This is a genomic window from Companilactobacillus mishanensis (assembly GCF_003946505.1).
GTDB lineage: Bacteria > Bacillota > Bacilli > Lactobacillales > Lactobacillaceae > Companilactobacillus > Companilactobacillus mishanensis.
This window is the reverse complement of sequence record NZ_RHON01000010.1, coordinates 43,257-61,089: the sequence shown is the minus strand read 5'-3', so window position 1 is coordinate 61,089 and position 17,833 is coordinate 43,257. Positions and strand designations below refer to the sequence as shown.

15 protein-coding genes and 1 other annotated feature are annotated in these 17,833 nt (G+C 37.2%); of the genes, 9 read left to right on the top strand and 6 right to left on the bottom strand.

Features of this window, described 5'->3' with window-relative positions; all coding sequences use genetic code 11:
* Positions 1 to 203: 203 nt before the first annotated feature.
* Positions 204 to 1,211, bottom strand: coding sequence for an aspartate--ammonia ligase (gene asnA / locus EKM63_RS10035; RefSeq protein ID WP_125706248.1), 1,008 nt, complete (start codon positions 1,209 to 1,211; stop codon positions 204 to 206).
* A 72-nt stretch (positions 1,212 to 1,283) separates the two neighbouring features.
* Positions 1,284 to 1,532 (bottom strand) — a binding site (T-box leader).
* A gap of 192 nt (positions 1,533 to 1,724) precedes the next feature.
* Here asnA and EKM63_RS10030 point away from each other — a divergent pair.
* The 3 genes from EKM63_RS10030 (at position 1,725) to EKM63_RS10020 (ending at position 3,811) form a co-directional block, all read left to right on the top strand.
* Positions 1,725 to 2,075, top strand: coding sequence for a type II toxin-antitoxin system MqsR family toxin (locus EKM63_RS10030; RefSeq protein ID WP_164504952.1), 351 nt, complete (start codon positions 1,725 to 1,727; stop codon positions 2,073 to 2,075).
* Between the two features lie 20 nt (positions 2,076 to 2,095).
* Complete coding sequence (locus EKM63_RS10025; RefSeq protein ID WP_125706244.1) at positions 2,096 to 3,055, top strand: type II TA system antitoxin MqsA family protein; 960 nt, start codon at positions 2,096 to 2,098, stop codon at positions 3,053 to 3,055.
* 93 nt (positions 3,056 to 3,148) lie between these two features.
* Complete coding sequence (locus tag EKM63_RS10020) at positions 3,149 to 3,811, top strand: hypothetical protein (RefSeq protein WP_125706242.1); 663 nt, start codon at positions 3,149 to 3,151, stop codon at positions 3,809 to 3,811.
* Positions 3,812 to 3,856: 45 nt separating this feature from the next.
* Here the strand turns inward: EKM63_RS10020 and EKM63_RS10015 are convergent, their stop codons facing one another.
* Positions 3,857 to 4,471, bottom strand: coding sequence for a LysE/ArgO family amino acid transporter (locus tag EKM63_RS10015; RefSeq protein ID WP_125706240.1), 615 nt, complete (start codon positions 4,469 to 4,471; stop codon positions 3,857 to 3,859).
* A 148-nt stretch (positions 4,472 to 4,619) separates the two neighbouring features.
* Here EKM63_RS10015 and pdxR point away from each other — a divergent pair, with 148 nt between their 5' ends.
* The 5 genes from pdxR to EKM63_RS09990 all read left to right on the top strand — a co-directional run bounded on the left by pdxR (position 4,620) and on the right by EKM63_RS09990 (position 11,944).
* Entirely contained in the window at positions 4,620 to 6,077 is a 1,458-nt protein-coding gene (gene pdxR / locus EKM63_RS10010) for a MocR-like pyridoxine biosynthesis transcription factor PdxR (protein WP_125706238.1), read from the top strand.
* An 81-nt stretch (positions 6,078 to 6,158) separates the two neighbouring features.
* Positions 6,159 to 7,640 carry an MFS transporter gene (locus EKM63_RS10005; RefSeq protein WP_125706236.1) on the top strand — a complete coding sequence of 494 codons (1,482 nt, stop codon included), beginning with the start codon at positions 6,159 to 6,161 and terminating at the stop codon, positions 7,638 to 7,640.
* 167 nt (positions 7,641 to 7,807) lie between these two features.
* Positions 7,808 to 9,202, top strand: coding sequence for a zinc-ribbon domain-containing protein (locus EKM63_RS10000; protein ID WP_125706234.1), 1,395 nt, complete (start codon positions 7,808 to 7,810; stop codon positions 9,200 to 9,202).
* Entirely contained in the window at positions 9,202 to 9,996 is a 795-nt protein-coding gene (locus tag EKM63_RS09995; protein WP_125706232.1) for an SGNH/GDSL hydrolase family protein, read from the top strand. Before EKM63_RS10000 ends, EKM63_RS09995 begins: the two co-directional genes overlap by 1 nt.
* 19 nt (positions 9,997 to 10,015) lie before the next feature.
* Positions 10,016 to 11,944 carry a zinc ribbon domain-containing protein gene (locus EKM63_RS09990; RefSeq protein WP_125706230.1) on the top strand — a complete coding sequence of 643 codons (1,929 nt, stop codon included), beginning with the start codon at positions 10,016 to 10,018 and terminating at the stop codon, positions 11,942 to 11,944.
* Positions 11,945 to 12,001: 57 nt separating this feature from the next.
* Here the strand turns inward: EKM63_RS09990 and EKM63_RS09985 are convergent, their stop codons facing one another.
* Both EKM63_RS09985 and EKM63_RS09980 read right to left on the bottom strand, forming a co-directional pair.
* On the bottom strand, positions 12,002 to 12,937 hold the full coding sequence (locus tag EKM63_RS09985; RefSeq protein WP_125706228.1) for a CAP domain-containing protein: 936 nt from the start codon (positions 12,935 to 12,937) through the stop codon (positions 12,002 to 12,004).
* Positions 12,938 to 13,025: 88 nt separating this feature from the next.
* Positions 13,026 to 13,976 carry a zinc-binding dehydrogenase gene (locus tag EKM63_RS09980; protein ID WP_125706226.1) on the bottom strand — a complete coding sequence of 317 codons (951 nt, stop codon included), beginning with the start codon at positions 13,974 to 13,976 and terminating at the stop codon, positions 13,026 to 13,028.
* Positions 13,977 to 14,433: 457 nt separating this feature from the next.
* On the opposite strand from EKM63_RS09980, the gene EKM63_RS09975 reads away from it, so the two are divergent.
* Positions 14,434 to 14,961 carry an amino acid biosynthesis protein gene (locus EKM63_RS09975; protein ID WP_125706224.1) on the top strand — a complete coding sequence of 176 codons (528 nt, stop codon included), beginning with the start codon at positions 14,434 to 14,436 and terminating at the stop codon, positions 14,959 to 14,961.
* Between the two features lie 30 nt (positions 14,962 to 14,991).
* Here EKM63_RS09975 and EKM63_RS09970 read toward each other — a convergent pair whose 3' ends face one another.
* Both EKM63_RS09970 and EKM63_RS09965 read right to left on the bottom strand, forming a co-directional pair.
* Positions 14,992 to 16,287 (bottom strand): arsenic transporter, encoded by a 1,296-nt coding sequence (locus EKM63_RS09970; protein ID WP_125706223.1) that lies wholly within the window; start codon positions 16,285 to 16,287, stop codon positions 14,992 to 14,994.
* A 118-nt stretch (positions 16,288 to 16,405) separates the two neighbouring features.
* Positions 16,406 to 17,812 carry a C69 family dipeptidase gene (locus tag EKM63_RS09965; protein WP_125706221.1) on the bottom strand — a complete coding sequence of 469 codons (1,407 nt, stop codon included), beginning with the start codon at positions 17,810 to 17,812 and terminating at the stop codon, positions 16,406 to 16,408.
* Positions 17,813 to 17,833: the final 21 nt, after the last annotated feature.

Here is a 17,833-nt window from a genome sequence, read left to right as displayed (position 1 = left end):
AAGTGCAATAGACAATTGGATCCGTTACTACAATACGAAACGAATCAGATCATCCAACAACTGGTTAACCCCAAATGCGATGAGACTTTCGTATAAACAAAAAATCGTCTAATCACATATTGTGATTAGACGAATAAATTTTAGAATAAACTCCAATTAATGGGGTTCACTTCAAACCGGTTTGGGACGCATCTTTTTCTATCTTATAAAATATGGATGTTGTATTTAGCACAATCATCGATATATTCTTGTGGCCATACGCTGGCTTGTACTTCACCAACGTGAGCTTTACCAAGCAATAACATACATAGACGTGATTGTCCGATTCCTCCACCGATTGTGAATGGTAGTTCTTCGGCTTCGATCATCTTATGATATGGCAATTGCAAACGTTCTTCTTCGACACGGATCTTGAGTTGTTCTTTCATTGATTTGGCATCAACACGAACACCCATTGATGAAATTTCAATAGCTTGATCTAGTGGTTCGTACCAGAACATGATATCACCGTTTAATTTCCAGTCATCGTAATCAGGGGCACGTAGATCATGTGGTTGACCGCTCTTCAATGCACCACCGATTTGTTCGATGAAGACACATCCGAGTTCTTTAGAAATGGCGTTTTCACGTTCTCTAGGTGTCTTGTCTGGCCATCTGTCTTCTAGTTCTTGTGATGTTACAAAATGGATTTCGTCTGGTAAATGGTGAACTGCTTCTGGGAACTTGTACCAAACTTCGTGTTCCATATGTTTGATAACTTTAAAAATTTGTTTAACTGTACTTTCAAGTGTTTCCTTAGTACGGTCTTCTTTTCTGATAACTTTTTCCCAGTCCCATTGGTCAACGTAGATTGAATGGAAGTTATCGAGATCTTCGTCCTTACGTATGGCGTTCATGTTAGTGTAAAGACCTTCGCCCAATTGGAAATCGTAGTGATGCAAAGCCCAGCGCTTCCATTTAGCAAGTGAATGGACAATTTCAATTGTTTTGCCTGGCATGTCTTTCATTTCAAAAGAAACAGGTTTTTCAATACCGTTAAGGTTATCGTTCAAACCAGTATCTTTTTCTAGAAACATAGGTGCTGAAATACGTGACAAGTTCAATTCCTTACCAAATTCGTCTTGGAAAGTTTCACGAATGAAACGAATAGCAGCTTGCGTTTCCTTAGTAGTTAATTTTGGTTCATATGATTTTGGTTTGATAATATGCATAGCGGTTCTCCTCTGTTTTTTAATTTTGATACCAATGGACAAAAGCAACAAAAAAAGTCTTCCATCCCTAATAAAAGGGACGAAAGACTTCGCGGTACCACCCAAGTTGCTTATATAAAATAAGCCACCTCAATAAAGAGTACAAACATACTCTACCGATGGTAACGTACCGGAAACGTCTACACCTACTTTGACTGCGCCATTTCAGTTAGAAACTTAAGAAAGTGTTATTCAGAAAGATCAAACGCTGATTGAGTTCTCACTAAACCTCAATTCACTGTCAGGTTGATTTAACTTACTCGTCTTTCTTGTTGTTTTTGTCTTGTTGAAACTTATATTAGCATTCTTTTTTAATTTGTAAATAGTTAAATTAGAAATTTGTTAATAAAAATAGTTTCCAAATTGTTTCGTAATTTAATAATGATTGGGAAATACCGGATATTTGCTATCAATTGATTGCAAAACATAAAATTTCCCCGTATCATAAATTATGAAAAGTATAGGTATAACTCAGTGAGTTTTACGAATATTAGCAATATAGTTCTTTACTTATTTAAAGTTAAGCTTTCGATTGGAAACAAGCAGATTACTTGGATACCAAGGGATTATGACCCAATAACCTCGTTAGGAATGACATTGAATGATGCAGTCGATGTTCTTCTTGATCTAACTCCTAAAAATTATTTGCGCGGACCAAGCTTTGATCATAATGGCGATGGAACTGAAATTTGGGAATTTATTTATATTTGGGGTGATAATTCAATTCCAATATACATTAAATTAAAATTTCAGGATTCAAAATGTAAAGTTTTATCATTTCATAAAAGTAATAAGCTATTCATTTTGCCATATTCAGAAAATTAAAAAAGAGGAACGTGATCATCTTGAAAACAAAAGTTAAAAATATCAAACAAACATTCAAAGTTCGTGATGAGAGCATTACTGTCTTTTCTGATGCTGAGGTTGATACTTCATCTGGGGAGCTAATTTCTAATGTTGAATTGGACTCAATTGCGATCAATAAAGCTTTTAACGAATATAAATTGAAAAATGGATTGATATCTAGTGCAGAAATAGTGAGCTTTCGTAAAAAATATCATCTAAGTCAACGCTCTTTGGCAAAACTTCTAGGTATTGGTTCGGCGACTGTTGCTAGGTACGAGAAGGGGTCCTTGCCAACTGAAAGCATAAGTAATCTTCTTCAACAATTAATAAATGATGACGAATCTTTTGAGAATTTTTTTGAACGTAACAAGGCTAAATTAACAGATAAAGAGTGTGATGATATCAGATGTACGCTGGCTAAAAGTAAGGCGAGAAATAACCTCATCATTGATGTGTATTTGACTCGTAATAAAAAGATCGAACAAACTGTCTATAGTGGTTTTACAAATTTCAATTTGGATAAGTTTGAGAATGTGGTAGTGTTCTTTTCCAAGCATAATAACAATTTATCGAAAACCAAATTAAACAAATTACTTTTTTACGCTGATTTTTACAATTTTCAGAAGACTTCCAAATCTTTGACCGGAGCAAGTTATAAGCATGATCATTTTGGACCAGTGCCCACTGATTTTGAGCTTTTATACACTCAATTATCTGATGATGGGGTGATTGATATGGTGCCATTTGAAAATATGCATGGTGAAAAAATCTTCTCAAAGAAAGAATTTAACTCCGATAATTTTACATCGTCAGAAATCCAGATTTTGAATGAGGTACTCAAAAAGTTTAGCAAATTCAATGCTAAAGAGATCAGTCAATATTCACATCAAGAATCTGCATTTAAAGAAACTAAGTTGAAAGAAAATATTTCTTATGAATTTGCGTTTAAATTAAAATGAACTTCTAATGAAATCGGTTTACCTTTCGATAATACTAAGTTATATTGATATACTGATTCTAATGTTAAATTTAACTTTAGGAGTCATATATTAATGAAAAGTATTTTCGGATTTTTTGATTGGTACAATCATTCCTTAAAACGACCATCTGACGTCCAATATTCAGGAAAGTCTTACCCAATTATCTCAGTTTTAATAAATGTCCTTTTAGTAGCTGTCTCAGTTACTTTTATCGTTACTAAAGTTCAAGAATCTATGGCAAGAGCTATGATCGGTATGACAAGAATGGTTTCAAATAATTCTGCCGTTCATCCGGCTGTTCCCAATCCATTCCTAACTTTTGGTATATTATTTGCTTCGTTATTGATTGCCAAATTATTGTATTTGGTCATGGCGTACCTGATTAAACGTTGGTGTATTGGAAAAGGTAAAGGCTTCTTCGATCTATTCAATTCCATTGTTTCTAGAAGCAACTCTATGATTATTATTAGTATCATTGTTGCTCTTTTTGTGGTGTTTGCCACGCCAGAATCAGTATTAGAAATGCTACGTCCTTGGTACCTATATACACTCTTAGCTCTATTTACACTTAGCAATGTTATCTGGCAAGGTTCAATAATTGTCACAATTGTGATGGATGAGGGTAAAGCTAAATTTGATAAGTTTTATATCGCCATATTAGCTTTGATTTCAACGACAATCGTATCAGTTTTAATTTCAGTATTAGCTATGGCAATTATTCATTTTATTAAGTAATCAATGAACGGCATGTTTTCAATTACGAAAGCATGTCGTTTTTGTTTAATGTAGGATCAATTGAAAGAAATTAAATAACAATTTTACGCCGTAACCAATAATAATTACTCCACAAATCAAGTTGATGATTCGTAACACTTTGGGATTGAACCAATCACTGAAAAATGAGATCAACAATGTTAACCCCGTGAACCAGATTACTGAAGCAATGGAAACTCCGGTGATAAAAGGGGTGGAACTGCTTGTTGGTAGAGTTACTCGGAATGCGCCTAACATCATCGTTCCATCAATAATTGCTTGCGGATTGAACCAAGTAACCACAAAAGCTGTGGAGATGGTTTTCTTTAATGTGGTTGTTGATCTGGATTGATTGGCTTCTGTTTTTCCTGGTCGAATTAATCCAACTCCGATATAGATAACTATTAAACTTCCTATCAACAGGATTGCTAGTTTTAACCACTGGTAATGTTGCATCAGGATACCTATCCCAAAGAAACAGCTAAGCGATAATGCTACATCGAAAAATATTACAATTAATGCGTTTAGTAATGCTCTTTTACGTGTGTTTGTTAATGCAGAATCGATCACGAAAAGGTTCTGCATTCCGATTGGGATGACATATGCCAATCCCATAGTTAAACCCTGAATGAAAAAGTTCATTTATATTACCTCTATACCAACCAAATTTTCTATATTAATTATCTTAAAAGTACTAGTATTAGACTTAATATAGATGATTATAATGTTGGTCTTAACGATTGTGACCAGCCAAATCAATATTGTAGACCCAGCCAAACGGAGTGATTAGATGAAACAAATTTCTGCTATTGATATTGAATGGAAACCGAACAAAGACAGCAACGTGCCGATGTATCGTCAAATAGTAAAATTTGTCAGTGACAAAGTCGCAAGTGGGGAATGGCCAATTGGGACGAGATTACCTTCGCAACGCGAGCTATCAGCGATTTTTGAAGTCAATCGTAGCACCGTTACAACTGCTATTGATGAATTAACTTCCTATGGAATCGTATCAGGACGACATGGTGCAGGTACTCAAATTTCCAGTAATACTTGGTCACTTCTATTGCCCGATAATTCGGAATGGAACAGCTATTTATCTTCAGGTTTCTTCCAAGAAAATAAAGCTATCGTACAATCAATAAACCGCTTGGAATTTACTGAAAATGTTATTCGAATTGGGACGGGTGAAATTGATCCACGACTGTTCCCTCGAGATATGTGGAAGGATATTCTGCTGAAAGTTAGTAATAGATTAACGTCATTGGGATATCTTGAAAATTTGGGATTGTCAGAACTTCGACAAGCAATTTCAAATCATCTTGAGAAATTTGGTATATATGCTAGTCCAGACAATATTTTGATCACTTCAGGTTCCTTACAGGCGTTACAACTTATATCAGTAAGTCTTTTAAAGCATGGCAGTACTGTCTATACAGAGGCTCCGAGCTACCTGAAATCTTTAGAAATGTTTCAGTCTGCCGGTATGAAGTTGTCGGGTGTACCGATAGATCATCAAGGATTGGAATATTGGAAATTGTCTAGAAATCAGGATGAGCATAATGCTCTCTATACAATCCCAACTAATCAGAATCCAACCGGTATCACTATGTCTGAAGATAGACGACAAGATTTAATGAAATATTGCAATGATAACGGATTGCCAATTATTGAAGATGGTGCATATCAAGAACTTTGTTATGACGGCGAATCACCGACTACTCTGAAATCATTAGATGAAAACGGAATGGTTATTCATTTAGGAACCGCATCTAAAACATTAGCTCCTGGTCTTCGAATAGGCTGGGTAGTCGCTGATAAGCCAATCGTAGATAGACTTGGTGATATCAAAATGCAGATGGATTATGGTGCGAGTTCATTGTCACAATGGGCGATGGCAGAATTTTTGAACAGCGGTGTTTATGACGAATATGTTGATGATCTACGAAAAATATTAAAAAAACGTCGAGATGCAGCCTTAGATAATCTTACAAAATATTTCAGTGATATCGCTACATGGAAAAAGCCGACTGGTGGTTTTTATATCTGGCTGACGTTCAATAAGAAAATAAAAATTGAGAAGCTTTTTGAGATTGCTGCAAACGCTGGTATTTTACTGAATCCTGGTGATATATATGATTTTAAGGAAAACCGATCACTCAGATTATCATTCGCATATGTAAGTAGTTCTGAATTTGATCAAGCAATCAAAAGACTATCTGAAATAATAAAGAGCAAATTTCTGTAAATTGACACCTGATTTTCATAAGACTAATATTTTACGTTATGAGTACTAACTGCTTTTGTTTCAAAAATGGGGGAATAAATTGTGAATCGGAGAAGTAAATATATCGTCACGTTTGCGTTGATTCTGTCGAATGCCATGGCAGGACTGGATGCGACTATCATTAATACTGCCTTGCCGGCAATCGTAAGTGATCTGCACGCAATCCAGTATATGGGATGGATTGTGGCAATTTTTCTACTTGGAATGGCTGTGGCGACGCCACTTTGGAGTAAATTTGGCGAGAAAAAGGGTAACAAAACTGCTTATATCACGTCAACTATTGTGTTTATGGTCGGTGCTTTATTCCAAGGTTTAGCTACCAATATTACATGGTTTATTATTGCCCGTGCATTCATGGGAATTGGCGCGGGTGGTATGAACACGATTCCTTTTATTATTTATTCTCAAATGTTTAAAAATATTCGTCGACGAGCCCAGGTTATTGGAGTTGCGGCTGCCAGTTTCAGTGGTACTTCAATTATTGGCCCATTGTTAGGTGGCTGGATTGTTGATACTTTCAGTTGGCACTGGGTGTTCTACATTAATCTTCCTTTAGCCTTATTATCAATTTTAATTGTCGTGTTCTACTTCAAAATTAAACAGAGACTGAATAAGGCAAAGATAGACTACAAAGGTGCTACGTTAATGGTATTTGGACTGGTTTCTATCTTGATTGGGATTCAGGAATTAGGAGTTTCTTCTATATTTGTGACACTTGGATTTATTTTAGTTGGTATTTTACTTGTGGCATGGATGGTCAAAGCTGAGAGTAAAGCTGTTGACCCAATCGTTCCTAACCGATTATTTAAAAATGCTCAATTAGTTGTCGACATGTTGTTATTCGCATTATTGTGGGGAGCATTCGTCGCTTTCAATATTTACGTTCCAATGTGGGCGCAAGGTATCATGGGATTGAGTGCTCTAATTGGTGGTATGACACAGATTCCAGGTTCAATAACTAACTTTATTGGATCAGAATTGGGACCTATTTTGCAGAGACCTTTGGGAAGATACAACATTATTTCCATTGGTACAGCTTCGTTTTTAGTTGCCTTTATCGGATTATTCATCGCTGGACAGCAGACGAGCTATACATTTTTATTGATAATGGGGATGTTTGAAGGATTTGGATTAGGACTATGTTTCAACGTTCTGCAAGTTGCCGTTCAATCTGATGCTGAGCCACGAGATGTTCCAATCGCAACATCATTCGCATATTTGGTCAGAATTTTAGCTCAAACATTTATGTCATCTATTTATGGAGTTATTTTGAATCATGCATTGTTCCGTGGAGTTGCCGAAAGTCATGGCCAGATAACAATGGCCATGATGAACCGCTTGAGTGATTCGAAAGCTGCCAAACTTTTGCCACAACATTTATTGCCGGAAATGAGAACAATATTGTTCAGTGGAATACATAATATATTTTTGACCGCACTGATATTGCTCGTTGCTGTATCAATATTGTTGGTTATTCTGTACAAAATGGGATTCAATAAAACTATTAAGTCACATGATATTTAAAATCAAATATCATATCATATATGAAGTGATCCGTTGAAAAACGGGTCACTTTTTTGTTTTGTAATCGTTTTTATGCTCGTATATTAATATTTTGGGTATTTTATTTGCTATACTATTTGTATCTTTAAAAAAATATTTATATTTATGTTGTAAGGGGGAAATACTTCATGAAGAACTGCCCAAATTGTGGTGCACCACTTCAACCTGGAGTGAAATTTTGTACGAAGTGTGGGGCAAAGATTCCTGAATCGAACCAAGGGGAAAGTTCAGTTCAAATGGATCCGGCGAACACATCAAAAATGGAACCTACAAAAAAAGAACCTAATCCTGTTCAATTAGATCCCAAAGAAAATAAATCAGGTTTTGATAATAAGCCAGAACCTCAACCTGAACATAATACTTCAATTCCAAATGGAGGGTCGAATCAACAAAATCTTTCTACTTCGAATGGCCCCATCAATCCAAGTGGAGTTCCTAATCAATCAATGCCTCAAAACATGGGACCTGCACAAAATAATCAACCTCAAATGAATCAAAATGTTAATTCCAATACTAATCCAAACATGCAACCCAATATGGGACCAATGCCAACTCCAAACAATCAACCCCAAATGAATCAGGGACAGAATATGCCACCTAATATGCAGCCCAATATGGGACCTACGCAAAATGGGCCAATGCCTGGCAATCAAATGCCTGGCAACCAGATGCCTAATAATCAGCCATTTCAAAATCAGCCTCAAATGAATCCAAATATGAATCCAAACTTTCAGCAACAGATGAATCCCAACCAGCCGGCATCAGGTAACTCTGGAGTGCACAAGGATAGTTTTTCTAACTACTTTGTTTGGTACAAGAATTCTTTGATCCATCCATCTGAAGTATCTAATGAGAACAACTTTTTCGGATTGATTTCTCTTCTTTTGAATTCTCTATTAGTCGCTTTGGCATTGTACGTCACCGGAAGTCGAATTTTTGGAGCAACACTGGAAGCTCTCAGTGAAGTGCAGGATTATGTAGAAAGCTCAGGTAGTAGTGCTTCATCTACCATTCAAAAAATGGTTCCATCTGGGATTATGCTGTATCTGAAGCTATTCTTACTTGTACTGGTATTTAATGCCGTATACTTGTTAATCGGATTTTTAACAAAGCGGTATTTCATAAGCGACAAATCTGGTGCATTTTCATATTTCAATCAAATCGCCAGTTACAGTAATTCAATGCTGATTCTTGATGTGTTATTGATCATTTTAATGTTCGCTCTGACTCCGAAAAATCTCGAAAACTTTATCAGTGCCGAACAGAACCAGTCGTATGCTTTCATGACCGTTTTGATATTGATGCTTGCGTTTATTACGATTATTTGGACTGTCGCGTTCCTAGCTTCGATAATCGTAACTGATGTCAAAATGAGGATCGATAAAATTTACGTCGCCATCATTGCCTTCATAGTTGTAACAATCATTTTAGCCTTGATAGGTAGATTCATTGGAAATTCACTTATGCATAGTATTTCTAATCAAAGTATTGGGCAGAATATTATTTCAGGAATTATAGCTTGATGAAAAAACGTAGTGGAATCTTTTATGTTCTTCTTCTTTTACTGGCGATTGTAGTAACTGCTTGTGCCCAACAAACTAATAACGCTACAGACAAAAAGTCAGTTAAGACTGAACATAAACAAACTAATAATAAAAAGAAAAAGCCGAAAATGACGTCAAAGAAAACTATTCTATCAACTTTAAAGAACTCAAATAAAAAGACGATAACTTATGATGCTCTGGGTGATTCTTTATCAGTTGGACTATTTTCCAACACTAAAGCGACACGCTTTACGACCCAATTTGCCAATGATTTGCAAAAGGGTACTGACAAAAAAGTTATCGAAAATAATACTTCTTTAGCGGGTAAAACTGTTACTAATTTTGGTTTGCCGATGGTCCAAAAGGTCATCGATGATAATCCAGATTTGGTAACAATCGAATTTGGAACGAACGACGCAGCATACGGAACTGATGCAACAAATTTTGGAAACTTTTCTCGTAATTTAGATACAGTAGTTTCCAAAGTGAAAAATGGAACGCATGCACAGATTTTATTGATGACAACCTGGTCACCTACTGGTGGTCAATTTGAAAAAAATGATGTTGTTTATGATCAAAAAATCGAAGAGATAGGTAAGAAATACAATATTCCGGTAGTTGATCTTTCAACTATTTGGAAAGGTGATCCAAGTGTTACTAAGAACGATTCTGGATATAGCGACGTTTACAGTATTCAAAAAGATTCGTTCCATCCTAACCAATTAGGTCACGACAAAATTGCAAAATTACTTTATCAAACGGTTCAAAAGTAAAAATTTTTAGGGGATTAATATGAATAAATTAGAGAATTGTCCTAATTGTGGAACACATTTAGGTGCTAATGATGATTTTTGTCCAAACTGTGGATTTAATCTGAAAAAATTTGCTGCAGAAAATATTGCCAATAACAATGGTCCTGTCAACAATCAACCAATGAATAATGGACCTCAAGGCCCACAACCAAATGGTCCTATGCAACCAAATCAAGGACCAATGAATAATGGACCACAAGGCCCAGTTCCAAACGGTCCGATGCAACCAAACCAAAGACCAATGAATAATGGACCTCAAGGTCCAGTACCAAATGGCCCAATGGGACCAAATCAAGGACCAATGAATAATGGACCTCAAGGCCCAGTTCCAAACGGTCCAATGGTACCAAATCAAGGCCCAATGAATAATGGACCACAGGGCCCGGTTCCAAACGGTCCAATGGGACCCAATCAAAGACCAATGAATAATGGACCCCAAGGTCCAGTACCAAATGGTCCTATGCAACCAAATCAAGGACCAATGAATAATGGACCACAGGGTCCACAACCAAATGGCCCAGCTCCACAAAATAAGAAGCCAGCTGACAAGGCACCTCAAGGTTCTAAGCCAACAAACGCTGCACCTAAGGCACCAAAGGATACAGAAGCTCCCAAAACTAGTACCAAAGAATCTCAATCAACAACGTCAAATTCTCAAGCTACTAAACCAAATGGTCCAGCACCACAGAATCAACGTCCAATGAACAATGGTCCTCAAGGACAACAAAATAGACCTCAAGGTCCAGTTCCTAACGGTCCTCAAGGTCCTATCCCAAATGGTCAACAACCAAACAATATGGCTCCTCAAAATACGCAACAAATGAATCAAGCTTCTAACACTAATCAACCAACTCCTAACAACAGTGCACCTACAACTAAGAAAGCTAAAAAGGCTGCACGTAAAGGTAAGGGTAAAGGCAAAGGAAACAGCAAGTGGTCACAAATGAATCCTAAATTGCGTATTGGCCTGATTGTTGTCGGTACTTTACTTGTTTTGTACCTATTAGGATTCTGGTTCTATGGTCAAAACCGTCAAGTACACAGTCTTGAAGACAAGGTAACTAGCGGTGACGTTGGTCAAATGAGAAAAGCTTTGGTCATGCAAGATGGCTCTCAATTGACTGAAGATCAAGCTGATTCTTTGAAACGTTTATACACTAAAGATGATTCAACTGTTTCAAAAATCAGAACACAAATTCAAGCAAATGACCAATCGAAAACTTTCAGCGTGGTACAACAAGGTAGATATATGTTGTTGTATAAGAAGTACAAGATTCTCGTTTCCACCAAGAATGTGGCAGTGCAAACAAATATCACTAACCCAAGCTTCACAGTAAATGGGAAAACTATCGCTGCTAAATCTTTCAACGACGAATATACTTTGCCAGAAATGACTCCTGGTGTTTATGACGTTAAGGCCAAGAGCAGCACAAAGAGTAAGCAATCGAAGTTTAAACAAGTTGAAGTTGGAATCGACGGATCTACTTCTGATGTTCAAATGAATGTTAAGAAGGCTAAGAAAGATAAATCTTCTGACGATGATACTGATACTAGTTCAGATAATTCTGATAACGGTGGAGATACTTCAGAAGGTAGTTCTGATAATGGCGGTGGATCATCATCGTCTTCCTCATCAAACAACAGCTCAAGTTCAAGCAGCAGTTCATCCGATAGTGATATAGTTGGTGACTATGAAGGTGAAAATGATGACGATGATTTAAGCTTGTACGGTGATGGAACTTATCAACTTGGCGACAAGTCCGGTACTTACAAGATTGTCTCCAACAATGGCGATCACGTTAGAATCCAATATAACGAAGATGGTGGCGGTTCAGTTACCGAATCTTATAGTTATGATGGATCAAGTTTGTACTCGTCTAAGTATGGCGAAACATGGTCAAGATATTAAAATTGTTCAATTAAAAAAGGCTTTAGGAAATAATTTTCCTAAAGCTCTTTTTGCATATTAACGTGCGAGATTTTCATCTTTTACAAATTCATTTGTAGATACTCGATAGTAAGTATGATCACCTATTATAATAAGTCTATCTGTTGCCCAGCTAGAACCTGGAGCTAATCCACGATTAGAAACTCGTGTTCCGTTAAATGTGTATAGTGGGGAATAATCACCACTAATGTTAACTATCTCCATGTTTCCTCGGTCACTTAGTTGAGTAAATGTATATCCGTATTGTGGATCGTTTCCAACATAACCTCTGTAGTCTGTACGTGTGCCATTTTCGTCAACTAGGTCGTAACGGACTCTTTCAAATCCAGTTTTTCCATTGGAAGTATAAAGTACATTCCAGGCACCAAGTGCACCATTTCCACCGGCACCTTGAAATGTTTCTGGTGTTCCAGCGAATACTCCAACGTTGAAAGTTGTACCATCACTACCAGTTGCGACAGCAAATGCAGCATGATCAATAAATGGACTTAACATACTCTTCATGTGTCCAAAATCTGCATTTCCATAATCACGATAGTAGTCGGTGATTATTCGTTGGCCTTTTTGAGTGGTATCTAAGTTATCAAAACTCATGTGAGGTCGTTTCAATCCAACAATTTCACTACTTGATGACGTAACATATTGTGATGGATAAACACTTCTATCGAAACCACGGTGATAATCGACATCGTTTATTGCAACTTGGTCGTTAACTCGTTTGTTGGCAATATTTTGTAAATCTGCGTCCCAAGATACTGGATATTGACCGTTTTGAGTCCTTAACCGATTCATTTCATTCAGTGCAGCTGTTGCAACGGCCGAATCGCTATTGGCATCCGCTTTGACTTCTGAAATTTTATTCCCCGACAAATCGCTTAGTACTGGGTTACTCACTACTGCTGTTAATCCTAGAGTCAATAGTGCCGTAACTATTAATGGCTTAGCTAGTTTCATTTATAACTCCCCCTAAAAATAAAAATATTTATATTTTTAATTATAGTTGAAGCTGTAATTAAAGCCAATAAAATTTTAAGGATTTTGACTAATCAGTAGTTACGATGACTTGTCCAATATTTCTTGGAGATTCCATAACATATTTATGGACTTCTTGAATATCAGACAACTTGAATATTTTTGCGATAGGTATCTGTAAATCGTTAGTGTTTATGATGTCGAACATTTCGTCTACTAACTGCGGGTCAACATTGGTTGAGTCATAATAGGTAAGGTATTTATTGCTCATAAATTCAAATGGATCAAAATCATTTATCTTCCATTCGCCAGTGACCATACCTAAAACTGTACATGTTCCTCCGACTTTCAAATGGCTTAGTGTATTTTCCAAAACAGGATTACCAATCATGTCTATAACGCCGTCATACATTTCATCTGTCTCGAGAACACCATTAGTATCAAGTACAGCATTATCAGCGGTAACAGTTGTTATCATACCTAAATTAGATTCATGACGGCTAGTACCTGTGACAACGAGTCCCATGGTTTTAGCCAATTCAATTGCCGCCATACCGACAGCTGTAGTTCCTCCTCGAACTAGTAGATGTTGTCCCTCGTGTAGATGTGTCGCTTTTAAGGCACCAAAGGCCGTATAGAACGTTTCCGGAAATGTCGCTAATGTTTCCCATGCTCCGTTATAATGTACAGGATACAGCTGATCATTGGGTACTAGGGCATATTCTTCATAGCTTCCGTCAAATTCACGTCCAAAGCCGCCCATTAAAGTGATGACTTTTTCTCCAATTTCGAATTCACTATCCTCAGTTGTCTCATAGATTTCGCCGACTGCTTCAACTCCAATAACACGGGGGAATTTAACAGATGGTGACCCACCTTCACGGGTCAATACTTCATATCTATGAACGGGAAAAGCATATATCTTCATAACTGATTCATACTTGTTTGCTTTGGGGATCGGGCGTTCCTCAATTTCCAGGGCCTCTGGTCCTCCAGCTTTATTTACCACAACAGCTCTCATTTTTGACACTCCCTTCATAACTATCTTTATTCTATACTTTTTCAAATTGGCATAAATATAAATGTAGATACTTTTTAGTTAAAAATAGAAGAGACAAAAGTGGCTCGATAAAGTTGGAAATATTTTAGCTTAACATTGACTTAATAATATTAGAATGCTTTAATTAACGGTAATAAGAAAAGAAGGGAAACAAAACAATGGCTAAACTCAGACCTACTATGAATACAGCGTTTATGGGCTTTGTAAACTTTAGGTAGCGTCCGTATTGCACTTAGATGCGGACGTCCAACACGTTCGTGTCTAAGGTTAGCGAAGTCAGTTTTGTCTTGGCCAACTAGACACGTGAAAGTCTAGCTGGTATTCCTTTGTTATAATGTTGAACTCGTCAATTATAGCCAGCTGGATTTTCAAATCTAGCTGGCTTTTTATTTTCCAAAAAATTGTGAGGTATATCATTATGAAAATTCACACCCTAGGACCACGAGAGACCGATAGTTATGCAGCAGCAAAACAGTATAATAACAAAGAATGTCAGGGTAAAGCTGAAATTGTTGGTCATTCAAGTTTTGAACGAATACTCGATAATTTAACAAGATATTCCAATGATTATTTGTTGATTCCAGCTGCATTTAAATCCAAGCAGATGCAGGCAAGCTGGGGCGATATCCACTATGAAATGTTGGATAACCTTGAATTAGAAAACTGCTTTATGACTAATCTTGATCCATTGGTAGTCGTTCAGCGAACTGACGCTAAGAATGATGTTGGATATACACATGCTGCAACAGCACAATTATTGGAAAAGGTGGTCGGAGATGTTGACGTGAAAACCGCCGCCAGTAAGTATCAGGCGTATCAACTTTATGAGGATACAGATGCAGAATATGTTTTGACGAATGAGAAAAATGTCGCTTTGAAATCTGACGAACGGGTTATTAAACGTATGACACCTTCGATGGTTTGGTGTTTGTACAAAATTGCATAAAAAAAGCCTTGGTTTCCCAAGACTGATGTTTTATCCAAATACTGAAAGTGAGATCCACAATCCTAATAGGGTAACGAATAACACAGGGATCGTAATTGTGATACCGATTCTGAAGTAAGTTCCCCATTTGATTTTGACACCTTTTTGGTCAAGTACATGCAACCAAACTAGAGTTGCTAAAGAACCAATTGGTGTGATCTTTGGTCCTAAATCTGAACCGATGATGTTGGCATAAACTAATGTCTGATGCATAAGGCCAGTAACGTTGGCGCCTTTGATAGCAAGTGCATCGATCATAACGGTTGGCATATTGTTCATAGCTGATGAAAGGAATGCGGCTAAGTATCCCATTCCCATTGTTGCTAAGAATGTTCCACCTGATGCAATTTTAGCGACCAATGTTGAAAGCAAAGCCGTCAATCCAACGTTTTGTAGTCCATAGACAACGACATACATACCGATGGAGAAGAAGACGATGTTCCAAGGTGCGCCTTTAACAACAGTTTTAACGTTAACGTGAGAACTTCTACCACCAACAATCAAGAAGATGGCGGCAATCGTTAAGGCAATCAGTGAAACAGGAACGTGGATGAAACTACTACTGAAGTAGCCGATCAACAAGGCTGCCAGAACGACCCAAGAAAACTTAAATAGTCCTGGATCTTTAATAGCAGTTTTTGGCTCAGCTAGTTGAGTAACATCGTATTTCTTTGGAATGGATTTTCTGAAGAAAATGTACAAGATACTTATACTTGCGACTAATGAGAATAAATCTGGAATCCACATTCTTAAGGCATATTGTGAAAAAGTAATTCCGAAAAAGTCTGCCGAAACAATGTTGACGAGGTTACTAACAACTAGTGGCAATGATGTTGTATCAGCGATAAATCCACTGGCGATTATGAATGGGAAAACTTTTTTCTCATCAAAGTGCAGTGCACGAACCATTGCTAAAACGATAGGTGTCAGGATCAGAGCAGCACCGTCGTTAGCGAATAATGCCGCTACGATCGCACCGAGGACTGAAATGAAGATAAACATTCTGATACCATGGCCATTAGCAAGTCGAGCCATGTGTAGAGCTGCCCATTCGAAGAAACCAATTTGATCAAGAATCAGCGAGATCAAAATGATGGCAACAAACGAAAGTGTTGCGTTCCAAACAATGCCGGTAACGGTACCAACATCCTTAAAGGTGACAACTTGGAAAATCAGTGCTAGAACTGCACCACCGATGGCAGTCCAGCCAATCGATAATCCCTTAGGTTGCCAAATTACGAAAACTAAAGTAAGCAAAAATATAAATACGGCTAAAAATATTTGCATGATATCCCCCTAGATAACATATAGATATTTGTCTATGCTTTAACCATACTTGTATACGGTTTCTTTTTCAACATAATATAAAAAAACGTGTAATCCAATTATGAATTACACGTTAATATTAATCGTTTAAATTATATCTAAGTTTCATATTTTCTGATCCAGCAATAACCATGTCACCAAGTAGTTTAGTTTGACGTTTAAGTGATTCATTAGCAAGCTTGTTGTTAGCATCTGCTAAGAATGACTGCACATCATTTTTTCCAGAAATACCTGCATCAGTTTCATGTTGAATTTGACGATAAGCACCCATGGCTTCTAGTTCAAAGGTGTTACGGAAGTCGACGTAGAAGTCGTAATCAGTATCACCCAATAGAGCAGTAGTACAGCTCAACCAATACATATTGTTCAAGTTGAAAGTATCGTCAGCGTCTTTGTAGCAAGCAGGTGTGTCGTTAACGTTAGCATAGAAGGGAACGACTGAGTTGAAAGTATTGGCACCAAATGCTAACCAGTGGATACCAGCAATTTCGTCAGGCACACCATTTCTGATTTGAAGAATGTGAACATCGTGATTACGGTTGATACCGATTGGACGGAATAATTTCTTTTCGGCTTCAGTACCATTTCCATAAACATCATATTTTGTATTCTCATAGTGAGAACTCAAAACGAATTTAACATCTTCGATTGAAATCTTACGGTTGGCGTGGCAGATGAATGGTAAATCTTGACCCATAGGATCCTGTTCGATCTCTGGGTTAAAATACTTTTGTCCGAACCAAGCACGAGGATTGTTGTAAACAGTATCTTTGATTGAAGAACTACCAAAGATATGACGGAGATTATATTTTTCAAAATCAGGGTTCAAATCATTCTTGTCGATCATTTCTTTCAAATCAGCGGCGTATAATGTGTTGTCTGATTCGAAATCAAAATCATCGATATTCATACGATTAGGTGCAACAACGTAAGCGTCATCGGGGATACGGACAGCTGCCCAGTGGTGACCACCGATTGTTTCAAGCCACCAAACTTCGTTTTTATCAGAAAAACCAATTCCGTTTGGTTCGTATGTTCCATATTTTTCAAGAAGTGAGCCAAGACGTTCGACACCTTCAGCAGCACTGTGAATATAAGGTAGAACAAGAGTAACTAGATCTTCTTCACCAATTCCACCTTCAACGTAGGGATCAAGTCCAAGGACACGTGAGTTAGTAGTGATAGTTTCAGTAGCTGACATAGCAACGTTATCACTGTTGATACCAGCAGCAGGCCAAATTCCGTTTGTCAAAATTGAATTTGGAATAGAAGTATAACGCATAGGGTCATCAGGCAAATCCACCTTTACGCCACTGATCACAGCTTGGTAATGTTTAGGTTGATCTTCAGGATTGATAACAACAAAGCGCTCAGGATCGAGAGCTTCGTGACCATCATCATTACGGGAAATAATTGTAGAGCCGTCAATAGAGGCTTTTTTACCGACTAAAATAGTCGTACATGAACCTTTAATTCTTTTATCCATTATTAAGGGATGCTCCTTTTT

Excerpts from the sequence above, each read along its gene's own strand:
- asnA (WP_125706248.1), bottom strand. The coding sequence starts at position 1,211 with ATGCATATTATCAAACCAAAATCATATGAACCAAAATTAACTACTAAG.
- EKM63_RS10020 (WP_125706242.1), top strand. The coding sequence starts at position 3,149 with ATGAAAAGTATTTTCGGATTTTTTGATTGGTACAATCATTCCTTAAAA.
- EKM63_RS10015 (WP_125706240.1), bottom strand. The coding sequence starts at position 4,471 with ATGAACTTTTTCATTCAGGGTTTAACTATGGGATTGGCATATGTCATC.
- pdxR (WP_125706238.1), top strand. The coding sequence starts at position 4,620 with ATGAAACAAATTTCTGCTATTGATATTGAATGGAAACCGAACAAAGAC.
- EKM63_RS10000 (WP_125706234.1), top strand. The coding sequence starts at position 7,808 with ATGAAGAACTGCCCAAATTGTGGTGCACCACTTCAACCTGGAGTGAAA.
- EKM63_RS09995 (WP_125706232.1), top strand. The coding sequence starts at position 9,202 with ATGAAAAAACGTAGTGGAATCTTTTATGTTCTTCTTCTTTTACTGGCG.
- EKM63_RS09990 (WP_125706230.1), top strand. The coding sequence starts at position 10,016 with ATGAATAAATTAGAGAATTGTCCTAATTGTGGAACACATTTAGGTGCT.
- EKM63_RS09985 (WP_125706228.1), bottom strand. The coding sequence starts at position 12,937 with ATGAAACTAGCTAAGCCATTAATAGTTACGGCACTATTGACTCTAGGA.
- EKM63_RS09980 (WP_125706226.1), bottom strand. The coding sequence starts at position 13,976 with ATGAGAGCTGTTGTGGTAAATAAAGCTGGAGGACCAGAGGCCCTGGAA.
- EKM63_RS09975 (WP_125706224.1), top strand. The coding sequence starts at position 14,434 with ATGAAAATTCACACCCTAGGACCACGAGAGACCGATAGTTATGCAGCA.
- EKM63_RS09970 (WP_125706223.1), bottom strand. The coding sequence starts at position 16,287 with ATGCAAATATTTTTAGCCGTATTTATATTTTTGCTTACTTTAGTTTTC.
- EKM63_RS09965 (WP_125706221.1), bottom strand. The coding sequence starts at position 17,812 with ATGGATAAAAGAATTAAAGGTTCATGTACGACTATTTTAGTCGGTAAA.